Source organism: Peribacillus sp. FSL K6-5616 (assembly GCF_038008245.1).
Lineage (GTDB): Bacteria > Bacillota > Bacilli > Bacillales > DSM-1321 > Peribacillus > Peribacillus frigoritolerans.
On record NZ_JBBOYT010000001.1, the window covers coordinates 4,163,652 to 4,190,300 of the forward strand.

Annotated in this window: 21 protein-coding genes, 1 pseudogene and 1 riboswitch; of the genes and pseudogenes, 5 read left to right on the forward strand and 17 right to left on the reverse strand. The window is 38.1% G+C overall.

Annotated features, from left to right (window positions below):
* Positions 1 to 156 precede the first annotated feature (156 nt).
* Together MHB45_RS20195 and MHB45_RS20200 are read right to left on the reverse strand one after the other, a co-directional pair.
* Positions 157 to 720, reverse strand: a complete 564-nt coding sequence (locus MHB45_RS20195; protein ID WP_323066764.1) for an MOSC domain-containing protein — start codon at positions 718 to 720, stop codon at positions 157 to 159.
* A 133-nt stretch (positions 721 to 853) separates the two neighbouring features.
* Positions 854 to 1,387 (reverse strand): DinB family protein, encoded by a 534-nt coding sequence (locus MHB45_RS20200; RefSeq protein WP_323066759.1) that lies wholly within the window; start codon positions 1,385 to 1,387, stop codon positions 854 to 856.
* Between the two features lie 308 nt (positions 1,388 to 1,695).
* Here MHB45_RS20200 and MHB45_RS20205 point away from each other — a divergent pair, with 308 nt between their 5' ends.
* From MHB45_RS20205 to MHB45_RS20215, 3 genes are read left to right on the forward strand one after another with little or no spacing between them, the layout of a single operon-like run.
* Complete coding sequence (locus MHB45_RS20205; RefSeq protein ID WP_053536395.1) at positions 1,696 to 2,238, forward strand: sigma-70 family RNA polymerase sigma factor; 543 nt, start codon at positions 1,696 to 1,698, stop codon at positions 2,236 to 2,238.
* Positions 2,228 to 2,647 carry a PadR family transcriptional regulator gene (locus MHB45_RS20210; RefSeq protein ID WP_048678177.1) on the forward strand — a complete coding sequence of 140 codons (420 nt, stop codon included), beginning with the start codon at positions 2,228 to 2,230 and terminating at the stop codon, positions 2,645 to 2,647. The genes MHB45_RS20205 and MHB45_RS20210 overlap by 11 nt, the downstream gene beginning before the upstream one ends.
* Positions 2,644 to 3,918: an FtsW/RodA/SpoVE family cell cycle protein gene (locus MHB45_RS20215; RefSeq protein ID WP_340908065.1), complete on the forward strand. Its 1,275-nt coding sequence runs from the start codon at positions 2,644 to 2,646 to the stop codon at positions 3,916 to 3,918. The genes MHB45_RS20210 and MHB45_RS20215 overlap by 4 nt, the downstream gene beginning before the upstream one ends.
* Before the next feature lie 354 nt (positions 3,919 to 4,272).
* Here the strand turns inward: MHB45_RS20215 and MHB45_RS20220 are convergent, their stop codons facing one another.
* Entirely contained in the window at positions 4,273 to 5,064 is a 792-nt protein-coding gene (locus MHB45_RS20220; RefSeq protein WP_202187472.1) for a phosphotransferase, read from the reverse strand.
* An 862-nt stretch (positions 5,065 to 5,926) separates the two neighbouring features.
* Positions 5,927 to 7,285, reverse strand: coding sequence for an IS1182 family transposase (locus MHB45_RS20225; protein ID WP_072272405.1), 1,359 nt, complete (start codon positions 7,283 to 7,285; stop codon positions 5,927 to 5,929).
* 198 nt (positions 7,286 to 7,483) lie between these two features.
* Between MHB45_RS20225 and MHB45_RS20230 the strand changes: the two genes are divergently transcribed.
* A complete protein-coding gene (locus tag MHB45_RS20230; RefSeq protein WP_340908066.1) occupies positions 7,484 to 7,669 on the forward strand; it encodes a hypothetical protein in 186 nt (61 codons plus the stop codon).
* Between the two features lie 233 nt (positions 7,670 to 7,902).
* Here the strand turns inward: MHB45_RS20230 and MHB45_RS20235 are convergent, their stop codons facing one another.
* From MHB45_RS20235 to eutB, 13 genes and pseudogenes are all read right to left on the reverse strand, one after another.
* The gene (locus tag MHB45_RS20235) at positions 7,903 to 8,991 is read right to left on the reverse strand and encodes a Ger(x)C family spore germination protein (protein ID WP_202186645.1); all 1,089 of its coding nucleotides are present in this window, start codon (positions 8,989 to 8,991) and stop codon (positions 7,903 to 7,905) included.
* Positions 8,988 to 10,073 carry a GerAB/ArcD/ProY family transporter gene (locus MHB45_RS20240; RefSeq protein ID WP_072273624.1) on the reverse strand — a complete coding sequence of 362 codons (1,086 nt, stop codon included), beginning with the start codon at positions 10,071 to 10,073 and terminating at the stop codon, positions 8,988 to 8,990. Before MHB45_RS20240 ends, MHB45_RS20235 begins: the two co-directional genes overlap by 4 nt.
* A 21-nt stretch (positions 10,074 to 10,094) precedes the next feature.
* The gene (locus tag MHB45_RS20245; protein WP_081088727.1) at positions 10,095 to 11,570 is read right to left on the reverse strand and encodes a spore germination protein; all 1,476 of its coding nucleotides are present in this window, start codon (positions 11,568 to 11,570) and stop codon (positions 10,095 to 10,097) included.
* Between the two features lie 513 nt (positions 11,571 to 12,083).
* Positions 12,084 to 13,529 carry an MFS transporter gene (locus MHB45_RS20250; protein WP_072273625.1) on the reverse strand — a complete coding sequence of 482 codons (1,446 nt, stop codon included), beginning with the start codon at positions 13,527 to 13,529 and terminating at the stop codon, positions 12,084 to 12,086.
* A 209-nt stretch (positions 13,530 to 13,738) separates the two neighbouring features.
* Positions 13,739 to 15,193: an aldehyde dehydrogenase family protein gene (locus MHB45_RS20255; protein ID WP_072273626.1), complete on the reverse strand. Its 1,455-nt coding sequence runs from the start codon at positions 15,191 to 15,193 to the stop codon at positions 13,739 to 13,741.
* Positions 15,194 to 15,214: 21 nt separating this feature from the next.
* Positions 15,215 to 16,270 carry a homoserine dehydrogenase gene (locus MHB45_RS20260; protein ID WP_048883013.1) on the reverse strand — a complete coding sequence of 352 codons (1,056 nt, stop codon included), beginning with the start codon at positions 16,268 to 16,270 and terminating at the stop codon, positions 15,215 to 15,217.
* Positions 16,260 to 17,507, reverse strand: a complete 1,248-nt coding sequence (locus MHB45_RS20265) for a M20 metallopeptidase family protein (protein WP_340908067.1) — start codon at positions 17,505 to 17,507, stop codon at positions 16,260 to 16,262. Before MHB45_RS20265 ends, MHB45_RS20260 begins: the two co-directional genes overlap by 11 nt.
* A gap of 35 nt (positions 17,508 to 17,542) precedes the next feature.
* Entirely contained in the window at positions 17,543 to 18,742 is a 1,200-nt protein-coding gene (locus tag MHB45_RS20270) for a cystathionine gamma-synthase family protein (RefSeq protein ID WP_202186643.1), read from the reverse strand.
* A 14-nt stretch (positions 18,743 to 18,756) separates the two neighbouring features.
* Complete coding sequence (locus tag MHB45_RS20275) at positions 18,757 to 19,761, reverse strand: cyclodeaminase (protein WP_202186642.1); 1,005 nt, start codon at positions 19,759 to 19,761, stop codon at positions 18,757 to 18,759.
* Positions 19,762 to 19,789: 28 nt separating this feature from the next.
* Positions 19,790 to 20,977, reverse strand: a complete 1,188-nt coding sequence (locus MHB45_RS20280; protein WP_048678419.1) for a M24 family metallopeptidase — start codon at positions 20,975 to 20,977, stop codon at positions 19,790 to 19,792.
* A 766-nt stretch (positions 20,978 to 21,743) separates the two neighbouring features.
* Positions 21,744 to 23,456, reverse strand: a complete 1,713-nt coding sequence (locus MHB45_RS20285) for a PucR family transcriptional regulator (protein ID WP_048678417.1) — start codon at positions 23,454 to 23,456, stop codon at positions 21,744 to 21,746.
* 80 nt (positions 23,457 to 23,536) lie between these two features.
* Positions 23,537 to 23,680, reverse strand: a pseudogene (locus MHB45_RS28370) (lyase family protein); the annotation flags it as partial.
* Positions 23,681 to 24,114: 434 nt separating this feature from the next.
* Positions 24,115 to 25,128, reverse strand: coding sequence for a hydroxyectoine utilization dehydratase EutB (gene eutB / locus MHB45_RS20290; RefSeq protein ID WP_048678415.1), 1,014 nt, complete (start codon positions 25,126 to 25,128; stop codon positions 24,115 to 24,117).
* Positions 25,129 to 25,429: 301 nt separating this feature from the next.
* Positions 25,430 to 25,608, forward strand: a riboswitch (Lysine riboswitch).
* Positions 25,609 to 25,742: 134 nt separating this feature from the next.
* Between eutB and dapA the strand changes: the two genes are divergently transcribed.
* A complete protein-coding gene (dapA, locus tag MHB45_RS20295; protein ID WP_048678412.1) occupies positions 25,743 to 26,639 on the forward strand; it encodes a 4-hydroxy-tetrahydrodipicolinate synthase in 897 nt (298 codons plus the stop codon).
* Positions 26,640 to 26,649 lie beyond the last annotated feature (10 nt).

Consider the following 26,649-nt stretch of genomic DNA (forward strand, 5'->3'; position numbering starts at 1 on the left):
CTCTAATTTCACAATACCATAATTTACCTGTAATTCAAACGAATTTCTTGTTGAATTTTATTGCCGCTTACGTACTTTCAATGGCATAAGAAAAAGGCTGCCTCTTCAACCCCCTAATGGTTTTATATAAAATAAAAACAGTTTTATAAGAAAACATTAAACCCTCTCAAGTGGTGCATGAGGTAAGGGCGGTAATTGAATTCTAACCTGGTCTCCGGGGTAAACCTCACCACTTTCCAAAACTATGCTCTTGATACCTGCTTTACGTATCAAGTTCCCCTGCTGATCCCGGTCTAAAACAGCGTTCATTAGTCCAGATTTAAATTGATCAATTTGGGCACAAGGATTTCGCAGGCCTGTTACTTTAATAACTGCCGTTTCCCCAATATATAGTAACGAATCCTTCGGTAATTCAAGCAGATCGATACCTTTTGTCGTAATATTTTCACCCATTTGTCCAGCTGCAACATTAAACCTATCCTTTAATTCATCTAATAATTCTGAGTGAATTAGGTGAACTTGCCTGAGATTAGGTTGATTGGGGTTAGCCGCTACACGTGAACGATGCTTAACGGTTTTACCTAAATGGGCATCTCCTTCAACGCCCAAACCTTTCAACAGTTTTATGCTATTGCAATTTTCCTTACTGAATGTGTGTTTATCACTTTTACTTACAGCGATAACCACTCCACTGGCCGAACCCATTTTTTCGTCATTCATTTTCATTCAACTCCCCCTAATACTTATATTTGATATATTTATTCCACTATCCTGCCCCTCTCAATAAACATATTAAAAAGCCCAATTTCTCAGCATTAAAATTGAGAAATTGGGCTTTTTTCGTTACTCTTACTTACTTACTTACTTTTAAAAGAAACTGATCGATACGTTCTTTTTGCCGGAAGTGGTGCCGGAAATGCATTTCGATTAGCTGAAAATATTCCTTTGCATTTAAATATCCCATTCTCCGGTGCTGAACTTTCTGGCTGGCCGGAATGTCGGAGAGCTTTCTTTCTATCTCTTGCATTTTCTCAACGATTTGAAGCAGTCCTTCCTTTACTTCTTCCTTTCCTGTAGGATTTGGCGGTGTGAAATCCGGTGTATCTGGACCTTTTAACCTGATTGGAGGAAACGTCCCTTCTTTGAAAATCAATTCGCCTATTTCCGTTTTTTCACCGCCATCGGAAGTAGTGCCATTAACACATTGCTCAATGGCTTTCAAATGAAGATGAAGGGTACTCTTTATTAAATGAGTGTACATTTGACCTAATGACCATTCATCCTCAGAAGGCTTTCTCGTAAACTCATCCAGCGAATATTTACTTATCTCTTCAATATAGTATGCAGACACCTGTTCGAATCGCCCCAATACCTCTTTTGTATCCAATAGATCTCCCGCTTTCTTTATAATTTTCTTTCTCCTTAATGTAATTAACTTCGACTCACTTACAAATAATCCCTTCTCTCCTATTCAAGAAAGTAGTGATTTCGATTTATCATGTTTATAAATGGTTTAACTTTTCTGATTGCATTTTGTCAGGGAAGGATATATTCTACTATTCCTGTTCTGATTCTTAAAATGTTTTCAAGATTTTCAGTTGTACTCCATAGTAACAAAGGGATAATTTTTAAAAAAAGAAAACCTTCATATAAGTACTATCGTCTATATATCTAGGGAAGGAAGTGTGAACTGTTTTGGAGGAGTTTGTGTTGAAATGGTCTCAAATGAAAGATGACGAATCCTTACTTGATGAAATGATGTCCCTTTATGGCCAGGATATTCTGCAATTGGTCTATTCCTATGTAAAAGATGCAGTTGTTGCAGAGGACCTGACACAGGAGATTTTCATCAAATGCTATAAGGCTCTGCCCACGTATAACCAACAATCAAATATAAGGACGTGGCTTTGGAGAATTGCTATTAACCATTGTAAGGATTATAGGAAAAGCTGGTACTTCCGAAAAGTTTCGACTGCGGAAGAGGAGCAAGATTGGACTTCTACCGATAATGTGGAAGAAGAGGTCATTCAGCAGGATGAAGACAGGCAGCTTGCTGTTGCAGTTATGGAGCTGCCTATCCAGTATCGTGAGCTTATTTATCTCCACTATTTTCAGGAAATGAAGCTCAAGGAAATTTCTGAAATTACCGGAGTCAAACTTGGAACGGTAAAGACCAGGATGCGCCAGGCGAAAAGAAGGTTAAAAACCTATTGGGAGGAATCCACCGATGGAAGATAAATTAGCGCGTTTGAAATCGGCTATGAAAAAGCATACATTTCGTGATTTAAAATTCACGGAAAACCATAGACACTCCATCCATACTGTTATAGAAAAGCAGGATGTGAGTAGGGAAGACATTTTGATTGGTATTTTTAGATCATTAGATGAGGAAAAAAGTGGCTATCAGATTAACGAATCTATTTACCAGAAAGGCATCCGGAAATTTGAAAATAACGAAGGCTCCTTATATGCTGTCTTGCATGAGCTTGAGAAGGAAGGCTGGATCCAGTCTTGTTGGGAAACGGAAGAAAGAAAGCTCTATTCCTTGGATGAACGTGCGAAAAAGTGGCTAAAGAAAAAGGAATCTAAAAGTGATTCCGCCTCTGCTCGTTGGCGGACAGCGTTTGAAGGAGGAGGAACCAATTGAGAAGCAATCATTTTTTAGATGAGGTTTCGTCATATATCCGATCAAAAGAAGCAAAAAAATATATAGAAGCTGAATTAAAGGCCCATTTGCATCAAGCTAAAACTGAACTGGTCAAAAAAGGATATACAGAGGATGAAGCAGAGGAACTGGCTGTCCGAAAAATGGGAAGTCCCGCTGTCATTGGACAGAAGATGGACAAGCTGCACAGGCCGAAGATTGATTGGAAGCTAATGAGCATGTTTCTATTCATGTCAGCTTCGGGTCTGTTTTTGTTTTGGTTCTTATTTAAGAATGGTCATTCCTTTTCCGTGCTGAAGCAGGTATATTCTATCACAGGAAGTGTCATTTTGGCCTGTGTCCTTCTTTTTTTCGATTATCGGAAACTTCAGAGATGGGGCTGGGCTTTCTTTACGATAGGTTGTCTGATTCTTGTTCAGTTCCATTATTCCAATGTTTTAGTGAACGGCAGTCCTCGTATTAATATTATGGGTTTATTTTCGGTCGATTCTATTGTGGTTCTGCCGCTTTTACTGCTTGCCTGGGCCGGAATGCTGCAATCAAAAAAGATGAATGTTTATTTGGCTGCCATTTTATACATTTGTTCCGCCTTTTTATTTATGGTTACAGTCAACTTGCAGGCGGTGGCGCTTTATTCATTGATGGTCGCTGTCATGGTCTGGAAGAGCGGACTAAATAAAAGGAAAATCATTATCACTGCAACGGTCCTGCTTACTACATGTGTTTCACTTCTGCTTATATCCTTGAAAAATATAAGGGCCTATCAATTTGAGAGACTTTTTGCCTTCGTTACGCCTGAAAAATTCAGTGAGACATCGGGGTATATATATTTGAAACTAGAAAGGCTAATTGAGGATGCCGGATGGTTTGGCCATTTTGGTTCCCTTGGAGCATTTGATTTTTCTAATGAAATGATGACGGATTTCATCTTTGTAACCATTACCTATACGCTTGGCTGGACCGGGGCATTGTTCATTGGTCTGCTGTTTTTATGGATGATCTGGCGAATTTCCCTTATATTCCGAACGGTGAAAGACCCATTTGGGAAAATGCTTGTTTCTGGCAGTTTTGCCATATTCACTGCACAGGTAACTGTCAGTATCGGAATGTCTCTCGGCTTATTACCAATAATAAGCGTATCCCTGCCATTTATGAGTTATGGTGCTTTATCAGCGATGATCAACGCCTTCTTGTTTGGTCTGGTTTTAAGTGTGTATCACAAAAAAGATATGATACGGATGAAGAAAATATGAGAATATGGTTCTGTAGCTCGAACTCTCTTTTCTGAAGAAACTAGGAAAGGGCAAAGGCATGAAGTTTTCAAAGATGCGATGAATCATGAGGATAATTATCAGGTGAAAAATCCCCTAAGAGTTGAATATATAGGTGCTGATTAATGATCATAAGTCCATTTATAAAAATTTAGAACTAATTAAGATCCATGTGTAATTTTAGAATCAAGACTGATCAAAATCCTCTCCTGAACCACATATTAACGTAAATAAAAAGAATCCATTTTGAAAAAAGTTTGATCGAAATGGATTCTTTTCTTGTGATTAAAACCCTTATTGAAGTAAAGCACCCGTTAATTCAACAATAGCCCACCCTTACATCCAATCCTCTCCATGTTTCCGAATGAAATTAATATCGTTTTGATAATGTTCAACATGCCCTTCCTTTATCATCTTTTGAAAAGCAATGTCCCCTTCACTGGCTTTTCTTGTAATTGTTTTACATAACCCTTCTAATCGCAGCAATACCATTTCCAAATAGTTTGCTTCTATTCCCTCACCGTAAGATTCAAGAAACAATCTGACTCTTTGTTTTATACGGGTGCCATGCTGTAATGAATGGTAATAAACTTTCTCACCTGCTTCAGAAAGATGAAATCTGCTTAAGGGAACGCAAGTATACAGTGTGTAAGCTATGTCCCAAAGTCTTGGACCAGGTCCAGCAACATCAAAATCAATAATACCCATTGGTTTTTTATGATTAAAAATAATGTTGTACATGGCAAAATCATTATGGCACAGCACCTCAGGTTGTTGTGGGGTGTTATCTATCGGTTGCCAGCTGTCATCAAATGAAAAATCACTGACAGAATCATGATAAAGACGGAGCATTTTCGCTATTTCCATTAAGACATCGTCTGACCGCATGTATTCCTCTAAAGGATAATTACCAGCTTCTCCTTCAATAAATGATAATATTTCTCTTCCTTTTTCATCAATACCTAAAAACTTTGGTGCATAACTGAAACCTTTATTCTCCAAATGCTTCAATAGCTTATGAATTTTGGGACTATCAGGCTTTAATTCCCGTCGCACAGTATCTCCTGAACGATAAACATCAGAAACATTCCCTCCTGTTAGCATTTCTTCATTATCAAGGTTTGACATCTATGGATCCCTCCCTAATATGACTTTCTATCACACGTAAAACAATTCCTGTTTGTTCCAAAATCCACCCGTTAGTTTAAGGATATTCTTTCACAAACTCTTTTCCAACTTTGTAACGATTACGAAACACTCGGATCCGATAAAGGCAGGGAATTTAGTAAATTTGTACAAGTATGTTTTGTTTTTTCTTATATATAGTAGAAAAAGGAGTGATATTTATGAATTTAAGTAATGATTTTTTATGCCGTCATAATCCATTCTGCGGTCATAATTCATCCAGCCATGATAACTCATCTGCTGTGATAAAGCAAAGGACAAAGGGCATAAACAAAAAAGATTTTCGCCAATTGGACAAGCATGTCAGACCCGACAACAAATAAGTGAGTTTTTAAGAAATTCTACCATAGGTTCAATCATTGGATTCACTACAACCGCTGAACCATTTAAACCTATATTTGTAGAGTTACACAGTTTTGATGCTGTTACCGGACAAGTGATAGTTACTGACAGAGCAATGGGTAATTTCACTATTAGCCTTTCATCTATTTGTTCCGTTAAAACTATTTGTCCCGCTACAACGCAACCGATGTTTAATGCTTAAGACTTTATAGAGGATTGGGAAAAAATTAAAAACTCCCCTATGGGAGACGGGGGTCAGGAAGTTCTGAATGACCCTGGAGCAGGCTAAGTAGGGGGCGTGCGTTTATGACACTAACAAAACAGCAAAAAGACAATTAATAAATTAATTGCCTCAGTTTGTAGACAAAAGGGGTTCGGAATTAAAAAATTCTGAACCCCTTTTGAAATTCCCTTTGAATTTTCGCCTGAAGTTTAGAGATTGGGGCTCTACGAGCCCACTATGTTAGGCCATTTTTGGACCTTGCCATGTCCAATTGGCCATCTTCTTTAAATTAATGGCAGCGAAAGTAAGCATCGCCTGCATCGACAATTTTTTAAGTCCCCTTAAAGTAGTCCAACGCATACCATGCTTTTCTTTTGCATCTGCGAATACACGCTCAATCGTTTCTTTACGTTTTGCATATATAGGTTTTACATCTTGATGATGACGCAGATGATCTGCTTCTTCCACATGTGTTTGCCAGATATGCCGTGTCACCACTTTTTGACAGTCTTTGCTTTCTGTACACCGAGATAAAAATGAGCATGTTGTACAAATTTGTTTTGGCGATTTGTACTCGCGATAGCCCTCTTTATTTGTTGTTGAGTACTTTAAAGTTTCGCCCGAAGGGCAAAGGTAACAATCAAAATGTTCATCGTATACATAGTCCTGTTTGCGGAAAAATCCTTCTTTGGTGCGAGGACGTGTATAAGGTAAAGCCGGTATGATTTCTTTGTTAAATAGGTAGCTTGTAATCGCTGGTGTTTTATAAGCTGCATCTGCGGCAACGGCTTCCGGTTTTCCAACTTTCTCAATCACTTGTTCAACTAGTGGCTCTAAGATCTGACTGTCATGTGTATTTCCAGGTGTTACAATCGTTCCCAATACAAAACCGTTGCGGTCTGCGGCCGCGTGGAATGAATAGGCAAACTGTTTTGTTCGTTCATCTTTCACATAGTAGCCACTCTCAGAATCCGTTGTACTTTCTTTAATCTCTTTGGTCTCTTCTTTATCAAATTTATCTGGTGGAAAAGGCTTTTTTCCATGGTTTTCACGATCTTGATTGATTTCTTCTTGAAGACGTCCTTGATACGCTCGTGTTTCTTTACGAACGATTTTCTTTTCAAATTTCCGTTTATTCGCACTGGCTTTCACATGTGTGGAATCCACGAAAACGTGTTCAGCACTTATTAACTTTTTATTAGCAGCTGTCATTAAAATGCGATAGAAAATCTGTTCAAACAGATCTGTATCTTTGAAGCGTCGCTCATAATTTTTCCCGAACGTAGAGAAATGAGGTACTTTATCATGGAAACCATAGCCTAAGAACCAACGGTAAGCCATATTGGTTTCAACTTCTTCAATCGTTTTACGCATGGAACGAATACCGAAGGTATATTGAATGAAAGTCAGTTTAACTAAAATAACTGGATCAATACTTGGGCGTCCTACCTCTGAATACATATCTTTCACCAAGTCATAAATGAAAGTGAAGTCAATGGCAGCCTCCATTTTACGAACCAAATGGTTCGGTGGCACCAATTGATCTAAAGTAATCATTTCAAGTTGATCTCGCTGAATAGAATCATGTTTAGAAAGCATCCTCATCACCTCAAGTTTTAATACTTCTATTTTAAAACAAACATGACTCCAGGCAAAAGTGTTCTATCTAAAAGGTAAGACAAAGTTGATTGGAACGGAAGGTACGAGACTCCTGCGGGAAAAGCGCGTCTAGGGGAGACCCCGCAAGGCGAAAGCCGAGGAGGCTCCCCGACCGCCCGCGGAAAGAGAGTGCCTGGAGTGGAAATCAACGTTCAAATTGTACAAGCCATAAAAATAGACAAACTCGATTTTCATCGAGTTTGTCTACAGTCTGAGACAATTAATAAATTAATTGCCTTTTTTTATCCTGCTTGGAATGGAGAAGAATATGAAGGAATAAATAAGAAACATGATAGCAAAAAGAGAACATCAGGGGGATTGTAAATCTCCTTGATGTAAAGCTTGCCTCGAATGGTATGACTACACTTTTGATACTCGTTCCAAACAATTTAATTTGAACGTTCATTTTCAGGCTCAATTGAGACTAATACTAAAGTAAAATAATTTTCAACACAAAAAAAGCATCCTGTAAATGATGCTGATATTTTAAAAATCAACTCCCTAAGATGAACTCCTACCGCTTTATTTCCCCTAATAAACCACAACTCAGTTTACTCTTATTCTACAACGCCCGATTCTAAAATTTTAACTTTAGCGTCCACATTTATCGGGATAGAAGTATAAATTTCATCCCATTTTTTCTTATCCCAGCTTCTAGTCCTCGTTCGTACTTGTTCGCCAATCCCCAGGGGATCAACATGTAGTTTTTGAAAATTCCGCACTAAATTTTCCGAGCGTTCCTTCACATCTTTGGACATTTTATCTTCTATAATTTTAATCATTTTAGGAGTTACTTCATCACCGGTATATTCTCGTAATATTGCCTTTATCTCGAGATTGATCGTTATTGGGGTATCTGTCATCGGCTTTGAAATCTTATAAGACCTTTTTGTTTTTATATTGTTGACGGAAGCAAATTCTCTCCCTTCAATTTTTGTAGAGAACCCTTCCTTGCTTGTTGTATTTTCATATAACATTTTGAAAATAACATTTTCACGGCTCTTAGTCTGATACACGTATTCCCCTTTACTATTAAACATGGCATTTCCTTTAATATAAACTTTCCCATCCAATGCTTTTACGATAGGTAAGAATGGGTCCATTCCTTCAGAGTAATGAGCATACAAAAAAAGATGGAGGTTAGTTTTAGGCAACATACCCATTTTTATATTTTGTTCAATTGTATTAGATAAATAAATTCCTTTATCTATGTTGCCAAACTGCGGGCTTAACACACCCTTTGAACTCCCTTCGACAATGCCGAGTTTTAAAGTAGTTCCAATTGAAGGGTCTCTGATTAATGTATCAATTAGATAGAATATTCCTTGTTTCGCAAGCCTTTTTTCGTATAAGACCACCTCTAATTTCCCACTAAATATGGGTCTTTCAGATTGCTGATTCATCTCATCTCGCACGTCTTTACTAAGTGATGATTTCGAACTAAAGGTAATATTTTTAATGGTTTTATCAGGATAATAAAGAGGTGTTACAGCGATAGCCTCGAAATGAGTCTTATCGACATAATCATATCCGATGGCTGTTGCCAAATTTATTTCATCGAGAACTTTGCTTTCCACCCCTATGCAGCCTGAGAGAACACTAATTAAAAGAAGTATCAGGGCCAATTTCGCGAATAAAATTCTCATTTTTTATCTTCCTTTTTATTTGACATGACAGTAGATAAACAAACCAGAAATAAGACATAAGGAATTTCCAAAATCAATCCTAAATTTGAAATGTAATCCACAAATTGATTAATCATTCCTCTGCCTTTAATTAGATTTGTCATCACAACCAATAAAATTAATAGTAGAGCATAAATTGTTTTCTGCTTCATTTTAAAGTATTGTGAAATCCCCCTTGCCGAAACCCACATATAAAGACTTACACTAGGTACTAAAACTAAGACCCATGTAGCGATTCCTATGTACTCAAACCGTTCAACAAAAGGCATTTGTACAATTCCCCAAAAGGACAAAGTTGCCCAAATATATCTACTGATTTGGCCTTCACTGTAATACCCTATTGTCAGGATCGTTAGGCATAAATAAAGGAAAACAGAAGTAAGATTTCCTAGTTGCGCCCACTTTTGTGAACTTTTACGATGCTTAACTAATGGATAATACATCATTAAAGTGGAAACGCCTAAATAGCTATATGACATTTGCTTAGATGCAAGGGCCATGTCTTTAAGAGAATGATCCCATATGGGTAATAGGTTGCGAAAATGTGTAAATTCCAGCGGGAAATAAAAAGTTAGAATTAAATAAGAAGGGATACTGATCCCTAAAAAACAAAAACCGGCGACCACTCTAAACCCACCTAAAACCACATAATAAATTAATAAAGCAAATATGGAGGTCACCAACCATGTGTTAATTTGGGGGAATACCCATGATTGAACGATTTCAAGATAGGATCTTAAAACAGAAATACCCACCATCAGCCAATACAGTATCCAAATGATATTTAGTAAACCGCCAAGCCACTTTCCAAAAAGTCGTTTCTGTATGCCTATTAAGTCCATATCGTGCCGATTTAATAGGTTGTACATACCCCAAATACCCAATGAAAAGACTACACCACTTATAATGACCGCCATCCAAGCATCATGGCCAGCAGATTGAATAATTATCCTTTGAAATCCCAGGACCCCTACACCCACCTGAATTTTAACGATTAAAAAAAAGACTAGAAATGGCGAGATTTGATCACTTTTATCGTTCATGTAAGAAACCTCCACTCTCACTTACTCTTTAGAATCCTCCTTGGGTTCTAACCTAACAGTGTCTTCCGTCTGAACCTCAATTGGACGTTTAGCCTGAAGAAAAAATGGTAAACGAATCAAGGCATCCCGCATATCATAAATCCTTGGCGGATATAACGGTTCAAGAAATGGCCTCCCTAAGGAAGTTATCCTCAGTAAATGCACAAGCAAAAAACAAAAACTGATAGCTATACCCAATAATCCTAAAAAATAAGCCATAAGTAGGAGAGGAAATCGAATTAAGCGAATGGTATTACCCATTTGATAAACAGGTGTAGTAAAAGAACCAAGAGCCGACAATGCAACAAGAATTAACAATACATTACTCGTCAGCCCTGCTTCAACAGATGCCGTCCCAATAACAATACCACCTACGATACCTATTGTTTGACCTACTTTAGTCGGCAGTCTAGCTCCTGCCTCCCTGAGAAGTTCGATGGCTAATTCCAAGATTAATGCTTCTAAAATCGGTGGAAATGGAATTCCGCTACGAGAAATCACAAGCGTACTGACTAAATCCTTTGGGATCAACTCATAATGATAGGTGAGAACTGCGACATATATGGGGGTCATTAAGATGGAAAACAATACAGCAAAAAAACGAATAAGCCTAAAGAATGAGGCAATTGTCCAGTTGAGAAAATAATCTTCGAATGCCGCAAAGTATTCAAAGAATGTAGAGGGCCCAAGTAAGCCATGTGGAGCTCCATCCACCAAGATCACTACTTTGCCTTCTCCAAGTACTGCAGCCAATCGATCAGGTCGTTCCGTATCGATAAATTGAGGAAAAGGAGAATTTTTATTATCTTCAATCATTTGTGAAATATAGGAGCTATCAATTATTTGGTTAACCCTTAAATCAGATATGCGCTGTATGACGGTTTCTACATTCTCGCTATTTGCAATTCCTTCTATATGAATCACAGCTACTCTTGTTTTGGATAACTTCCCAACAATAATTTCTTCAACAGCAAGTTCTGCAATTGGAAGCCGTTTTCGGATTAAATATAAATTCGTATCAAGTGATTCGACCAGTGCCTCTTTCGGACCGACAACACTGAACTCTACCTCTGGCAGTGTAACTTGCCTCGAAGTGTTATTTGCGGCTTTAACTAAAACTGCTTGATCAGATTGATTATTTAATGTAATGGCTATATAACCCATTAACAGCTGACTTTGTAGTTCAGCAGGATTTTTTGTAAAAACAAGCCCCTCTATTGGCAAGTTGTGTACAAGCTCTTCCAGAGTTGAAGAATTTGTATGTAAAAAAGGAAGGAGGTCCCTATGCATTATATCTTTATCAATTAATGTATCAAAAAAAGATACACAGTATATTTCATTTTCAAAATCGAGTGTAAAGCTTGTGAAGTCCTTGGACTTTTGCAGATGTTCGAGTACATCAGTGAAGTCTGTAGATTTATGATTTTCTTGCTTTTTAAAGAATGAATATCTTTTCAATAGACTCCACTCCTTTGATTGTAAGATATGGATATTATTAACGAATGGTAGGATTTTATACGCACGAATACTTAGTTGAAATTACCGATTAAAATTAGTGGCCAACTGTAATTTGAGTTTTAATCGAATAAATAAAAAAGAATCATAAAAGGGGAGTTGTATTTTCTACTACTCCCTCGTTTAGAACCTATAAATCTAGTTGTTTAGCGATTTCTCCCTTATATGAACTCTGGCATCATTTGTTCTGATTTACGGAATTTTTTCAAGCTAAATCCGGTTACATTAAAATAAACCTCAAGGTGTCAAGTATGGTCAAATAGGCGAGGCCAATACCGAAAAAGAGGGTCTATTCCTGAATATATAATTTTTGTTTGTTACTTTTTTCCCATTCGCTATAACTTTTATATTTTTGCGCTTTTTTAATCCTTACTTTGTGTTAATAACACAAATAAAGGATCATACATATTAACCTGCCTAATATGTATGATCCTTCTATATTTATTTTTGTATAGGTTAAATTATGCCCTGCTTATTCATACCCTTCTCTTTCATTTCTTGCACTTCCTCTTTCCACCATAGTGCTTTATCTGGATTTTTCAATAATTCTTGGATTTCGCTTTGCTCCTTAACAACTGGTGGAGATCCACGTAACGATTTACCAGCTGTTTCTTTGACAAATAAAGAAACAATGATAAGTCCGAATAGACAAACAGTCATTAGGTAATAAGCTGGGAACATACTATTCTTAGTGATACCAACGAGCCAAGCGATTACAAGGGGGGTAGTCCCTCCGAATAATGATGTTGAAATATTATAGGTAATCGCAAGTGACCCGTAACGTACTTTCGTAAAAAATAATGAAGGTAGCGTTGCTGGAAGTGCTCCTTGGAAAGCAGCGAGTAGACTACTAAGAAGGAGCAAGCCGCAAAAGACAATATAATTATTGCCGTTACCAATCATCATAAATGCTGGTACACTGAGTAAAATGACACCGATTAAAGCTCCCTTAATAATGCGATTACGACCAATACGATCACTCAAATGGCCCATTGTTAAGATAATAGGCATCATGATAATCATAACGATAATCATCAAAACTAATCCTTTAGTTTCACCATAACCAAGTTCTTGCGTTAAATAAGCTGGCATATAAGTGAGTACCATATAGGACATCGTGTTATAAAAGAGAACTATACCTATGCAAATTAAAAGTGGTTTCCAGTGATTTATAACAATTTCTTTAAGGGAAGTATGGTGTTTTTTTTCTTCTTCTTTTATCATCGCTTCAAAGGCAGGTGTTTCTTCTAAGCGAGTCCGAAAATATAAACCGATAAATCCTAAAGGACCAGCAATTAAAAATGGAATCCGCCAACCCCATTCGACCATCTTTTCAGGACCGAGAAGGAATGTGATAAAAGTGACTAACCCAGCACCAGCAGAGAAGCCTGCGAGCGTTCCAACTTCTAAACCACTCGCCATGAAACCACGTTTTTTATCTGGGGTTGATTCTGCGATAAAAGTCATTGCACCTGCATATTCTCCTCCTGTTGAAAATCCTTGGATTAGTCTAGCGATAATTAACAAGATAGGAGCATAAATACCGATAGAGGAGTAGCTTGGAATGAGACCGATGCTTAAAGTAGCTATAGCCATCATTATTAATGTTATAGATAGGATCTTCTTACGCCCGATTCGATCTCCCATCATACCAAAAACCAGACCGCCAATCGGACGTGCTATAAATGCAATAGCAAAAGTCGCAAGAGAATAGATTAACTGATGAGAAGGATCGATTTCTGAAAAAAAAACTTTACCAATCGTAACAGCTAAATATGCATAGATACCAAAGTCAAACCATTCCATGGCGTTACCAAGCGAGGTCGCAAAAACGGTTTTTTTAGCAATATTAGTATCTACAACAGTGACATCCTCTTTTTTAAACTTTTGTTCATGATCCATAAATTACCTCCTTTAGTAATTACTCAACGTGATAATTATTTCAATGTTTCACCCAACCACAGATTCAAAACTTGTCATAAATGATAATAGAATGTTATATAAGTGGTCTTGTTCAGCATTATTAAAATTTATTAAACTGTCTATTCTAATAGATGAATTGCATAATGGCTGAACTTATTGATTTACTTACCAAAGGCTTCAGTCTGTTTTCAGGATGAGAACGTTGAGTTCGACAATTTATAACAAACAAGTTTTGGTTCTGTCATTTCATGAATCGCAAATTTGATCCCTTCACGTCCTAGCCCTGAATTTTTCATACCACCGAACGGCATCGCATCTATTCGGTAGTCACTGCTGTCATTAATCATAATGCCACCAACATCCATCTTTGCAATGGCTTTATGGGCTTTGTCGATATTTTTTGTAAAGATACCTGCCTGTAATCCGTAATTTACTCCATTTGATTTTTCAATTGCTTCATCAAGATTCGAAACCGGGAAAAGCAAAACAACAGGTCCGAAGATTTCCTCTTTTGCAATCGTAGAATCTTCTGGTATATTTTTCAAAACGGTCGGCGAATAGAATGCCCCGTTACGCGTTCCGCCTGTCAATAATACAGCACCTTTTTGAAGGGCTTCATTTACCAGATTCTCGACACGTATCGCTTCTTTTTCTGTAATAAGTGGCCCCATATCGGTAGATTCTGATTGTTTATCACCAATCTTATATTGGTTGGTACGTTTCACAAATGCTGCTTCAAATTGATTAATAATATCTTCTTGAACGTATATCCGCTGGACACCAAGGCAGTTTTGACCAGCTGCCCAAAAAGCACCGGAAACCGTTGATTCTACGGCTTCTTCTACATCGGCATCCTCCAATACGATAACAGGGGAATTGGAACCTAGCTCCATACCGATTTTTTTCAATCCTGCTTTACGAACGATTCCTTCTCCTGCCTCAATCCCACCTGTAAATGAGATCATTCGTATCGCTGGATGTGTCACAAGAACGTCACCAATCTCATGTCCGTAACCAGTTATCACGGCTAACACTTTTGGAGGAAGTCCCGCTTTAGCGAATGCTTCTGCAAGTAAAAGAGCACTTAATGGAGTGACAGTTGCCGGTTTTACGATAATGGCATTTCCTGATGCAATCGCCGGCCCTACTTTATGGGCAACAAGGTTTAATGGGTCATTAAAAGGGGTAATGGCGCCGATAATACCGATTGGAACTCGATAATAATACCCGACCCGATTCTCATTTCCTGGCATTTGATCAAATGGTATCGTCTCTCCATGAATCCTTCTTGCTTCTTCTCCACTAATTCGAAGTGTCTGAATGCATCTTGCAACTTCTTTTGTCGCTTCACGGATTGTTTTACTTCCTTCCTGCGCAATGGTTCTTGCATATTTTTCTTTATTCGCTTCGATATAATCGGCTGCTTTATTAATGACTTCCATTCGTTCATGTACAGACATAGCAGCAGCAATTTTTGCCCCTTCTTTCGCTGCCTCGATGCATTTAAGCATATCTTCGGCTGAAGCAGCAGGCACTGTATCAATAATACTGTTATCCTGTGGATCCCTCACTTCAATAATTCGGTCACTATTCACCCATTCACCCGCAAGAAACATCTTTCGACCAGCAACTTGAGTTGCCATAACATTACCACCCTTCTTCGATTAGATATTTACTAATTTCCTTTCACGATCAATGGTAATTAAGTCTATTAAGAGGGAGAATCCTGTTTCAACTTTCCCGGCACCTGCACCGCTTAAAGTCACTGTGCCTAAAAGATCACATTCGTACGCAATCGCGTTAGTGGCACCGCTGATTGAGGCAAGAGGATCTGTAACATCGACTTTTTCTGGAGCAATTGAGGCAATGACCTTGTCGCCTTCTTTACGTGCCTTGGCTAATAGCTTCCAACGCTTTCCTTCTGTTTTCGCATCTTCAATATCTTTTAATGTAATGTCAGTAATCCCTTTGCATGATACTTCTTCCACTGTTAGTGGTGCGTTCATGACATAGTTTGATAAAATGACAATTTTATATCTTGCATCATAGCCTTCAACATCACTAGTAGGATCTGCTTCTGCAAACCCTAGCTCTTGTGCCTCTTTTAACGCTTCCTCATAAGACACACCCTCTACTTCCATTTTGGTTAAAATGTAGTTTGTTGTACCATTTAAAATTCCGCGTATTTCGGTGATATCATTTCCTGCCAACGTTGCAATTGGCATACGTAAAGCAGGTGTTCCGCTCATGACCGTTCCTTCAAATCCCCAGTATACGCCATGTTTACTAGCAATTTCAGAAAGCAATTTGTAAGCTAGAGCAACAGGACCTTTATTTGTCATGACAACATTTTTTCCACTTTCAAATGCAGCCTTACAATGGTTAATGGCGGGTTGACCTGTTTTTACATCTGTGTATGAAACCTCAATAATTGTATCTGCATTTGTTTCACGAATCGTTTTTAGGCTATCCCACCCCGTCACAAGGCCTGGCGTTTTTGGGTAGTTTTCTAGACTTCCCGTTTCTTTTAATACTCGTAAAGCTGTATCGATGTCAAGACCGCTCGGATGATAGATTGAGCCTTTCATTAAATCCGAAATTGCGACAATTACACCTTGAAAGCCTTCACCTTGTTTTAATTCTTCTTTTTTATCACGCAGGATTTCAGCTAATCCTTGACCAACTACACCAAATCCAATAAATGCTAGTTTATGTGCCATGTTTTTGCGCCTCCAAATTATGATTGATCGGTAAGTATACCTCTCCATTTAAAAACCTTACAGCTGTATGCGCGAGAATTGCTGTTCCTATAGGTAAGCATGTTTCGTCGATATCAAAAATCGGTGTGTGCAAATCTCTTTGAACTCCTTCTTTTTGTGCACATCCTAGAAAAAACATAGAACCCGGAATTTTTTGTGTCACATAGCCGAAGTCTTCTCCTCCTAGTCCGAATGGACGTTTCGTGATTTGTATTTCAGGATAGATCTCAAGCATGACTTCGGTAATCAATTGATTGACCAAAGCACTATTATTTAAGGCTGGTTCTCCTCTTTCGATATTCAAGGAAAAACTCCCACCTAGATGTTCAACAATTGAAATCGCTTTCTTTAATTCTAAAGCTAATAAATCTCGGGTTTCGGGTGTATAACTGCGAATCGTACCTTCAATTAAGACCTCTGTTGGGATGATATTACTTGCTGTTCCTGCATGGATTTGACCTATGCTAATCACCGCTGCATCCAATGCTGATATCTTGCGAGCAACAATACCGTGTAACGCTTGCATAACAGGTCCGAGCATCCATATTGGATCAGTTCCAAGTTCAGGATACGCTCCGTGGCCACCTGTTCCATAAATCTTCGCTTCAAATACATCGACATTTGCCATACTGTAACCATCACTCATTTGTACGTCACCGACTGGAAGCCATGGACACATATGAAGGGCGATAGCAGCATCTACCTTGTCATAAACACCTGCTTGCACCATATAAGGCGATCCAGAAAGTCCGCTTTCATCAGTACTTTCCTCTGCCGGCTGAAATATGAATTTAACTGTTCCTGTTACTTCACCCTTTTTAAAGAGATCAGCAAGTATGATAGCGACACCTAGTAAAATAGCTGTATGGGCGTCATGTCCGCATGCATGCATAATACCATCATTTTTTGAGCAATAACTTGTAGTATTTTCTTCTGTAATGGGCAGAGCATCAATATCAGCCCTGATTGCAATCGTCGGACCTTCACCAGAAGTTAATATACCGACAACGCTTGTTTCAACTGCAATTCCTCTTTCTACTTTCATTCCGTCGATTTTTTGTAACGTTTCAGCAATCAATTGGGAGGTCCCGAACTCTTGAAAGCTAAGCTCGGGATGTTGATGAAACGTGCGGCGCCATTCAATCAGTTGGTTAAACAAGTAATTAGCTTGTTTAACCATAGGATGATTATTTGACATTCACCTCTCAACTCCTATAGTAAACTAGGTATCTATTAGACTTGCAAAACGCTCTCAACGTGATTAAATGCTTGCTCAAAATCTGCAATTAAATCTTCAATATCTTCAATTCCACAAGAAACGCGAATTAACCCTTCAGGAATTCCCATTGCTGCACGCTCTTCTGGAGTACATTCAACATGGCTTGTAGTACGAGCAGGTCCTACTGTTGTTTCAACAGCACCGAGATTCGCAGCGCGGTTTGCAAATTGTAATTTCGGAAGAAGGTCTCTTACTGTATCTACTCCGCCTTTTACTGCAAAACTAAGCATTCCACCAAAATCCTTCATTTGCTTTTTCGCAATATCGTGATGTGGATGCGATTCTAGTCCTGGATAGTAGACGTTCTCTACCATTTCTTTTGATTGTAAGTATTTAGCAAGAGCCATTGCATTTTTACATTGCTCACGAACGCGAAGGTGAAGTGTTTTCATACCGCGCAACATTAGGTATGCCGCCATTGGGTCCATTGTTGCCCCATTAATTTCACGGAAGTGATAGATTTTTTCAACAAGCTCTTTAGAACCGCACACAACACCACCTAATGCATCTGCGTGACCACCAAGGAATTTTGTTGCACTATGGATTACCAAGTCTACACCTAGTGAGAGGGGGTTCTGATTGATTGGCGTCGCAAATGTATTGTCAACAATCACAAGTGCACCTGCATCACGACCCGCTTTTGCCATGCGCTCAATGTCCGTAATTTTCACGGTTGGGTTTGTCGGTGTTTCTAAGTATAAGATTTTGCATCCTTTTGCAACTTCCACCTCAATTTGCTCATGGTTTCCTGTTTCGCAAAGTGAAACTTCTATTTGTTGACGTGGAAGGAATTCTGTAAAGATTTTATTCGTACCGCCGTAAGTATCTTTTATCGACACAATCCGATCACCCGGCAATAAAAAGGTGGACAATGTATTGCTAATAGCTGCCATTCCAGTTGAAAAGCTTGTTGCTGCTTCGGCACCTTCTAGAATTTTCAGTTTATCTTCAAATGCTTGAACTGTTGGATTTGTGTTACGTCCGTAAATATGGCCTTTTTTCTTTCCGATTGCCACATCATACCATTCATCCATATCATCATAACCGTAAGCTACGCTTAGCACGACCGGTACTTGTGTTGCTCCGTGAACTAAATACTCTTTTTCCCCGCCCCATACTGCTTTTGTACCCAATTTAGCGTTATTGTTTGTCATATAAACACTCCTCATTAATTTTTTAATGATAACGTTTTATTTTCAACCTTTATTCCTAAATTCCGTTTCGCCATTTCGTTATAAGCAAAAAGTGCAATCGCTGTATCTTGAACTCCTGTTCCCGTTAAATCACAAACGGTAATTTCTCCGTCATTTTCACGGCCTCTCAACTCTTTCAATGTTAATTGACCAAGTTCAATAATGGATGATTCTTTTGTTAACAAACCACTATCAAGCGCATGATGCAATTCTCCAAGTCTGGAACATTGTGCTTTCGTATCACACACAAGCTTATCCGCTCGTACCAGCACTTCAGCTTCTAACTCTTGCTTATGTTCAGCATCAGATCCCATTGCTGTAATATGAAGGCCTGGATGCAGCCATTCGGCTTTGATAATCGGCTCTTTTGATGGGGTTGTGGTTATAATCAAATCACTGTTCCGAACAACTTGTTCAGCATTGTCCATCACTTGGACTTCAATGCCTATTTCTGCTGCCATATCTTCTGCATACTTTTTTGCACGATCAGTCGAACGAGCATACACTAGTATTTTCTTAAAATCGCGTATCAATTTTAAAGCCCTAACCTGGAATCTTGCTTGACTTCCAGCGCCAATCACGCCAACTGTTGCAATATTTTCCCGTGAAAGGTACTTGGCAGCAATCGCTCCCGCTGCAGCAGTTCTAACCTCAGTTAAATAGCCATTATCTAAAAGAAGCGACTGTGGAATACCAGTTTGTGTACTAATCAACATCATTAGTCCATTCCCACTAGGAAGACCTAGCTTATAGTTATTAAAGAATCCCGAAGAAACCTTTATCGCAAACATGTCTTTGCCCTTGACATATGCTGTTTTTACATCTACTTCGCCATTTTGATCGTGAACATCAACACGCATAATCGGTGGCATTTCCACTTCTTTTTTGGCTAGTTTAGAAAATCCTTCTTCTACGATGCTGATTGCTTCAAGATTTAATGGCACATATTGTTTAAGCTCCTGCTCAGTATATATAAGCATGGTGCCGATTCAACTCCTTTAATGGTGTCTAGTTTTTTGTAAGGACTCCATCTTTGATGAACAAATGTCTTGGAAGTGATGCAAATGTTTCACAGCCAGTTTCTGTTACACGAAATGATTCACTCGCTTCAAATCCATACTGATCTAACCAAATCCCTGGAATGAGATGGAATGTCATATTCGGCTGAAGAATCGTTTTATCTCCTTTACGGATACTAGCCGTATGCTCACCCCAATCAGGAGGATAGTTAAGTCCCATTGCGTATCCAAGTCGTGACTCTTTTATGATCCCGCTTTTCTTGATTGATTTTCTCCAGGTTTCTTCAATTTCTTCACATGCAATGCCTGGCTTAATCATGTCAAGACACGTGTTCAATCCCTCGACAACCACTTCTGAAAGCGCTTTTATTTTTTCGGAAGGTTGACCGATATTCACTGTTCTTGCGAGTGGTGAGTGATAGCGCTTATAGCAACCAGCCAATTCTAGAATCACTGTATCTCCTTGTTTATAGCGTTCATCTGTCCACGTTAAGTGTGGAGTTGATGTTTTCTCTCCTGATGGAAGCAGTGGCATAATTGCTGGATAATCACCACCGAATTCTTCTGTTCCAGTGATTTGAGAATGGAAAATTTTTGCAGCTACATCGCATTCACGAACACCTTCATTGATTAGTCCAATTCCATCCATCATTGCTTTTTCAACAATTATTGCAGCACGCTTCATGTACTCAATCTCTAGATCTGATTTCACATTACGAACCCAGTTTACTAAAAGCGTTGCATCTTGAAACGAGGCATTTGGTAGTCCCTTTTTCAGCTGTTCATAGCATTTTGCGGTGAAATAATAGTTTTCCATCTCAACACCGATGGAACGTTTATCTTGGCCAATTTGTTTTACAATATCGGCTACAAAGTCCATTGGGTGCTTTGTATCAGATTGTACATAATCGTCTGGGTACGGAATGATGTTTTCGTGGTAAAGCCATGTTGTTACTTTGGCCCCGTTTGCATCTTGCCCCCTTCCAATCCAAATCGGTTGATCTTCGTCACTAATAATCACTAACATTTGATGTACATAGAAGGACCAACCGTCATAACCGGATAAATAGTTCATATTTGCCGGATCTGTAATAAGTAATACTTCAATCCCTTTTGATGCCATTCTCTCTTTTGTTTTACGAATTCTCTCTTTATACTCTGCAGTTCCAAATGACATGGAACATTCCCTCCTCGTTCAACTAAGTTTTTAATTTTTTTAACTCTATGGGTTCATTATAATGGTAGAACGAAAATTCTATCATCCGCAAAAATGTATGAAGATTCAAACAAGTTTGTAGACAAATTATAAAATTTAATAAAATCGAAAAAGCTGACCAAAAAACCATACATTTTATCCTTTCAACAAGACTTTCTATTTATAAGGAATGCATTCTAACTACGAAGTTCAAAAAAGACGATTAATCATGAAACTAGGTTATTCGTCCCAATACTACTTCACCTAGAAAAACAAAATAGACCGTCATGAAAATCTTTGTTACTAGATTTTCATGACGGTCTAACTTTTTCGGATCCTTGAGAATAATAGACTACTGGTCATCCTCCTGGAAATACTGTGAATAATAAGTAAATATCTCAATAAATTCATAGGATTGTAAAAAGCCCTTTTGAGACAATAATTCATAATCTTGGTAAGGGTATCGGTGATGGGGTATGCATTTATGCTTTGGACAAAGGGAGAGTCTGAAAATAGGAAATATTATCGAAGCAGTCCGCCAACCACCTACAAACGGTACAACGTATTTACGTTTAACAAGATGATATTCTTCATCAGCCGGTACACGTTCTAGTGCAATACAGCTACCGTACTTGATTCTTCAGCAATTTTTGCCTGTTCAGCATTGATTGAGTCACCTTTTAGCATTTCACCTTACCGGTTTTATACATTAGGACCTTTACTTACCGTATGTTTCTATCTCCGAATTTTATCTTTGTTGTGTTATTTTTTCAGTTACACCCAATTTCCAAGTCTTAATACTTAAATCCAATAAAAATAAATCCTCTGGATCTATAAGAGAAAGTCCTGTCAATGATTCAATCTTTCTTAGGCGGTACAACAAGGACTGTCTATGTAAATTCAATGACCTTGCCGTCTGGCTTACATTACCTTGAAACTGATTATATACACTAAAGGTCTCAATTAAATCCATATTACGCTGATTGTCATATTGAACAAGTGGTTCAATCGTTGACATTATGACTTCTTTCATTTCGTTATTCTGAGCAAGATTTAAGAGCACTCGGTCAACCCGTGTTTTCTCGTACATCATACGATTCCCTGTTCCCTTTTTACGTCTTCCAATATTTAAAGCAACGTTTGCATGTTGATAGCTTTCTGCAAATCCATTAAAATCTTCACTGTAGTTTCCTATTCCCCAAGATATGATAACCTCTGGAAGTAAATTTCCTAAGCGGCGTTCTACTAGGTCTAAGAAATTTGTAGCGTTTTCATTTTCAGTTTTGCTAGGGATTTCAAGAAAAATAAGGAGCTGTTCCCCTTGGTATGTCATCATTACTTCTCGTTTAAGAGATTGTGCTGCGTAATAAATTTCTTCTTCAATATAGCGAATCATATTTTCAAGCCAATGCTCAAATGAATCATCATCTTGTTTTCGCTTCCGAAAAAGCACCTCTAGATTTTCAGGGTACCCTACAATGGAAACGTAAGGCAGCTTTATATTGTATCCGAGTAATTTGGCTCTTGAACTTGCCTGATCACTTGAAACAAATTCACCTTTGGCAAGCTCTTGTACAAAATCACTGCGAAGACGCATTTTCGTATCCTCAACGGCATTTTTTCTTGAAAGCCAAAGAGCGATTGTTGTAGCTGAGTGCTCTAACACATTCACGCGATATTGGGTTAAATAGGAATCTACAGATGTCTTACGAGGTAACAACACAAATATATAGCCTTGTGCATCCCCTAAAACCTGCAGCACTGGAAGCTGTAGTATTGTCTGATCTTTTATTTCAATCATTTGAAACTTCTGAAACATAGGATCATGCGTTTCTATGTATGTTTCTTTCCTTAAAGGAAGAATTCCCTGTAAAACATAACTCTTCCACTCTTTAATAAAGCTTTGAGTATGGCTACTTATTTCTTGAATTGATCCTGATCGGTCGGTAATGATGATTGAACAGCCAATAAGTCTTTGGATGAATTTTGTAATATGGTTAAGGTCTGTTTCTTTAAGAATTAACTTCAACAGCTCTTGCTGTACCTTCTCTGATTTTTCCCGTTCTTTGTAATGAATATCGTTAATCTCTTTCATAACCTTTTCAATAATCCTGGAAAAACGGAGTTCCCATGGGAGTTCTATAATCATGAAATTATGCTTCTCTGCTAAATCAATTACTTCTTTTGGAATATCGAATATATGCCTTCCCGTTGCGATTAACAGTGCTGATGCTTCAGAGTCTATAACATCTTGTACAAACGTTTTTAATGTTTCAACATCGTTGTTACATCCAATAGCAGTCGTTAGTACAACCTCATTTTTACGAACAAAATTTTCCACGGGCATCTCTATCACAGAAATCCATTGAATATATCGTTCGTTTTCAAAGTCTTTTCCAGTTATAATTCTTGCCTTTTTCATAATCTCGTAATTTAAAACATCCTTTATAGTTAATCTCATGTTGTCCCCCTCTGACCATCTAAAGATTAAAAAAGATAAAAAACTACTATTTATAGGAAACCATATTATCAGGATACCGTCTACTGTACTCCGCTTTTTATTGAGGTAATATTTTTAAAATTACGTTCTACTACAAGTCTATGTGTTTCAAATTCTTGGCCAAGACGGATAGGGATTGCGTCTTGAAGTTTGTTCTCTCCCATTTTTATCACATGATTGAATTGGTGTGGTTTTTCTTAAATACAGCCTGCATCTTTTGCTTCGTCTGTAGTAATTTTTCGGGGTTAGGGTTTGTAATATGGATCTCAGTTAGAAGGTCATCGCTAGTTGATTGTACATATTTACATGGCTGTTAGAACTTAATTGCATGTATCCCCTTTCGCCAGTTTGGCAACTCGTTCACCAATGAAATACTCGTACCATTCATTGCTGATTTAACAATCGAAATTACCATGTCCCTGTAATTGCTGCTGCCATTTATCACTTGATTATGATTTAATTAAATTCCTCATGAATCGATTTCATGTAAATAGAGAAGTTCAATGGCACGTAATGTTTGGATGCCATATTATGCTTCCCTGGCCCTTCTCTCAATCCTAAAAAACCGCTTTTAATTTTCAAATTATCAAGACTGATGTCACTGCTATTGGAGATAAGCTCACCCTTTATTTTCACAGGTATAATTTTGGATTAACTTAAGCAGTATCGAAAGATCAACGTTTTGTCCACTTATAATAACGGCGATATCACCATCTTGCTGAGGAATTTTGTTTCCTAAAACAGCCGCAATTCCCGTTGCTGCCGCGCCCTCCATAATGATTCGGTGTTTATCCATCATCAAAGCCATACTAAATGCAATCTCATCTTCAGGTATGAGTACCACATCATCTATATATTGCCGGACCATTTCAAACGTGTATTGATTATCAAGGCCAATTCCACCTAATAAACTATCAGCGAGTGTCTCGCTTTCCTCTAGTTTTACTGGTTTACCAGCTTTCAAACTTTCATACATGACGGCTGATTGTTCCATTGAAACACCAGTTACTCTTATGTCACGATCACATGACTTTAATGCCAAGCCAATTCCGGAGAGAAGCCCACCACCTGAAAGGGGAACAATTACATCTGTTAGATTAGGAAGATCCTCTAACAATTCCAAGCCAATTGTTCCTTGTCCAGCTATGACGTGAGGATCATCAAATGGTTGAATCACCGTTAATCCTTTCCCTCTTTCCAGCTCATAGCAACGCTCTCCTGCGGCATCTTGGCTATCACCAACTATCTCAATTTGAGCTCCCAGTCTTTTTAATGAATCAACTTTTGCTTTTGGTACTCGATTTGAAATGCATACAACAGCATCAATCCCTATTTTTTTTGCTACATATGCTACAGCCATACCATGGTTTCCAGTTGAAAACGTTGCAACCCCACGTTTCTTTGCTTCTTCACTCAAGCTGAGTATCTTATTGGCAGCTCCCCTTACTTTAAATGCTCCAACCTCATGGACATTTTCAAGCTTTAAGAAAACAGGACGGCCAGTTTTTTCTGATAGTATAGTAGATTGAATCAATGGAGTTCTACTTACAATTGAAGCTATTCGTTTTCTTGCTTCCCAAACATCACGAATTTTCATATCTTTTCTATCCTTTGTTAGTTTTGCATTAGTCATGTTATCCTCCTCCTTGATCATTATTCTAGGTATTCATAAGATAAATACTAATTCCTTCTATAAGATATATCAATTGTAAAAACTGACTATAAAAGGGTAAAACTTTTCATACAGTTTGTTTTATAAAACTATTATATTGAGTTTTACATAATAACTAATAAAGATGAATCCACCCCAATACTCTAGCCATTTCCATAGATTTCTAGCATTCTTAAAAAACTTCATAATTAGGCTTGCAACAGAATGGATTCCCTGTTATATTACAATCAATTAAATATTTTCTTACTTCGGAATCTTTTGAAGTGAGGATAGAGGAGCAAAGACCATTAGTACACATTTTGAGGAGAATGAGATCCTATGACTATTGTGGAAAGGGGAATTTGCCGAAGCGGAAAGAATCTCATGTTCTTGAAGCTGGTTCTGCTATTGAATAAATACAGGACTGTCATATAGGAAACTATATGGAGGGCTATCTTATGCGCGGAAACATTTTTTTGGTAAATATTGTTTCTACTGCAGCAGCGAATCCTCGTTGTTGCTTTTTTGCGTTTACTCCTGAATGGCCCTAACCACCTCTGAATATTTTTAAAAATTATACTAAAGGGTGTGAAGTTATGAATTTTGGCCAAGTTTTAACCGCAATGGTTACCCCGTTCAATCATAATGAAGAGGTTGATTTTAATGCTACGAGAACTTTAGTAAACTATTTAATTGCTAATGGTTCTGATGGATTAGTAATAACCGGTACTACTGGAGAGTCCCCTACATTAACTCAAGAAGAGAAAGTGGATTTATTCAAATTTGTTGTAGAAGTTGTTGATGGAAGAGTTCCAGTCATAGCTGGAACCGGCTCAAATAACACGAGAGCTTCCATCAGCTTAACAAGGCAAGCGGAGGCAGCAGGAGTCGACGGAATCATGCTCGTTACCCCCTACTATAACAAGCCGTCTCAAGAAGGATTATTTCAGCACTTTAGCGCTATTGCCCATTCCACATCATTACCGGTAATGCTATATAATATTCCAGGACGAAGCGTTGTAAACATGTCAGTGGAGACGATTGTTAGTCTCTCAAAAATTAACAATATCGTGGCAGTAAAAGAAGCAAGCGGTGACTTGGATGCCATGGCACAAATCATAAGCAAAACAACTAGTGATTTTACTTTATACAGCGGCGATGATGGGTTAACATTACCGGTTTTAGCCATCGGTGGAGCAGGCATCGTTTCGGTTTCTTCACACATAATTGGTAATGAAATGCAAGAAATGATCAATAGCTTTAAAAATGGTGATGTCCATGGTGCTGCCGCTGCACATCGTACCCTTCTTCCAATCATGAAAGCATTATTTGCTGCACCAAGCCCGGCACCAGTAAAATCAGCATTAAATATGCGGGGATTAAATGTTGGAGGTGTCCGCTTACCAATGGTCCCTTTAAACGATGAAGAAAAAAGAACACTGCAAACAGCTCTGCAGCCTGGTAACGCAGAAGCCATTTTGTTAAATAAATAAAACGAATGAT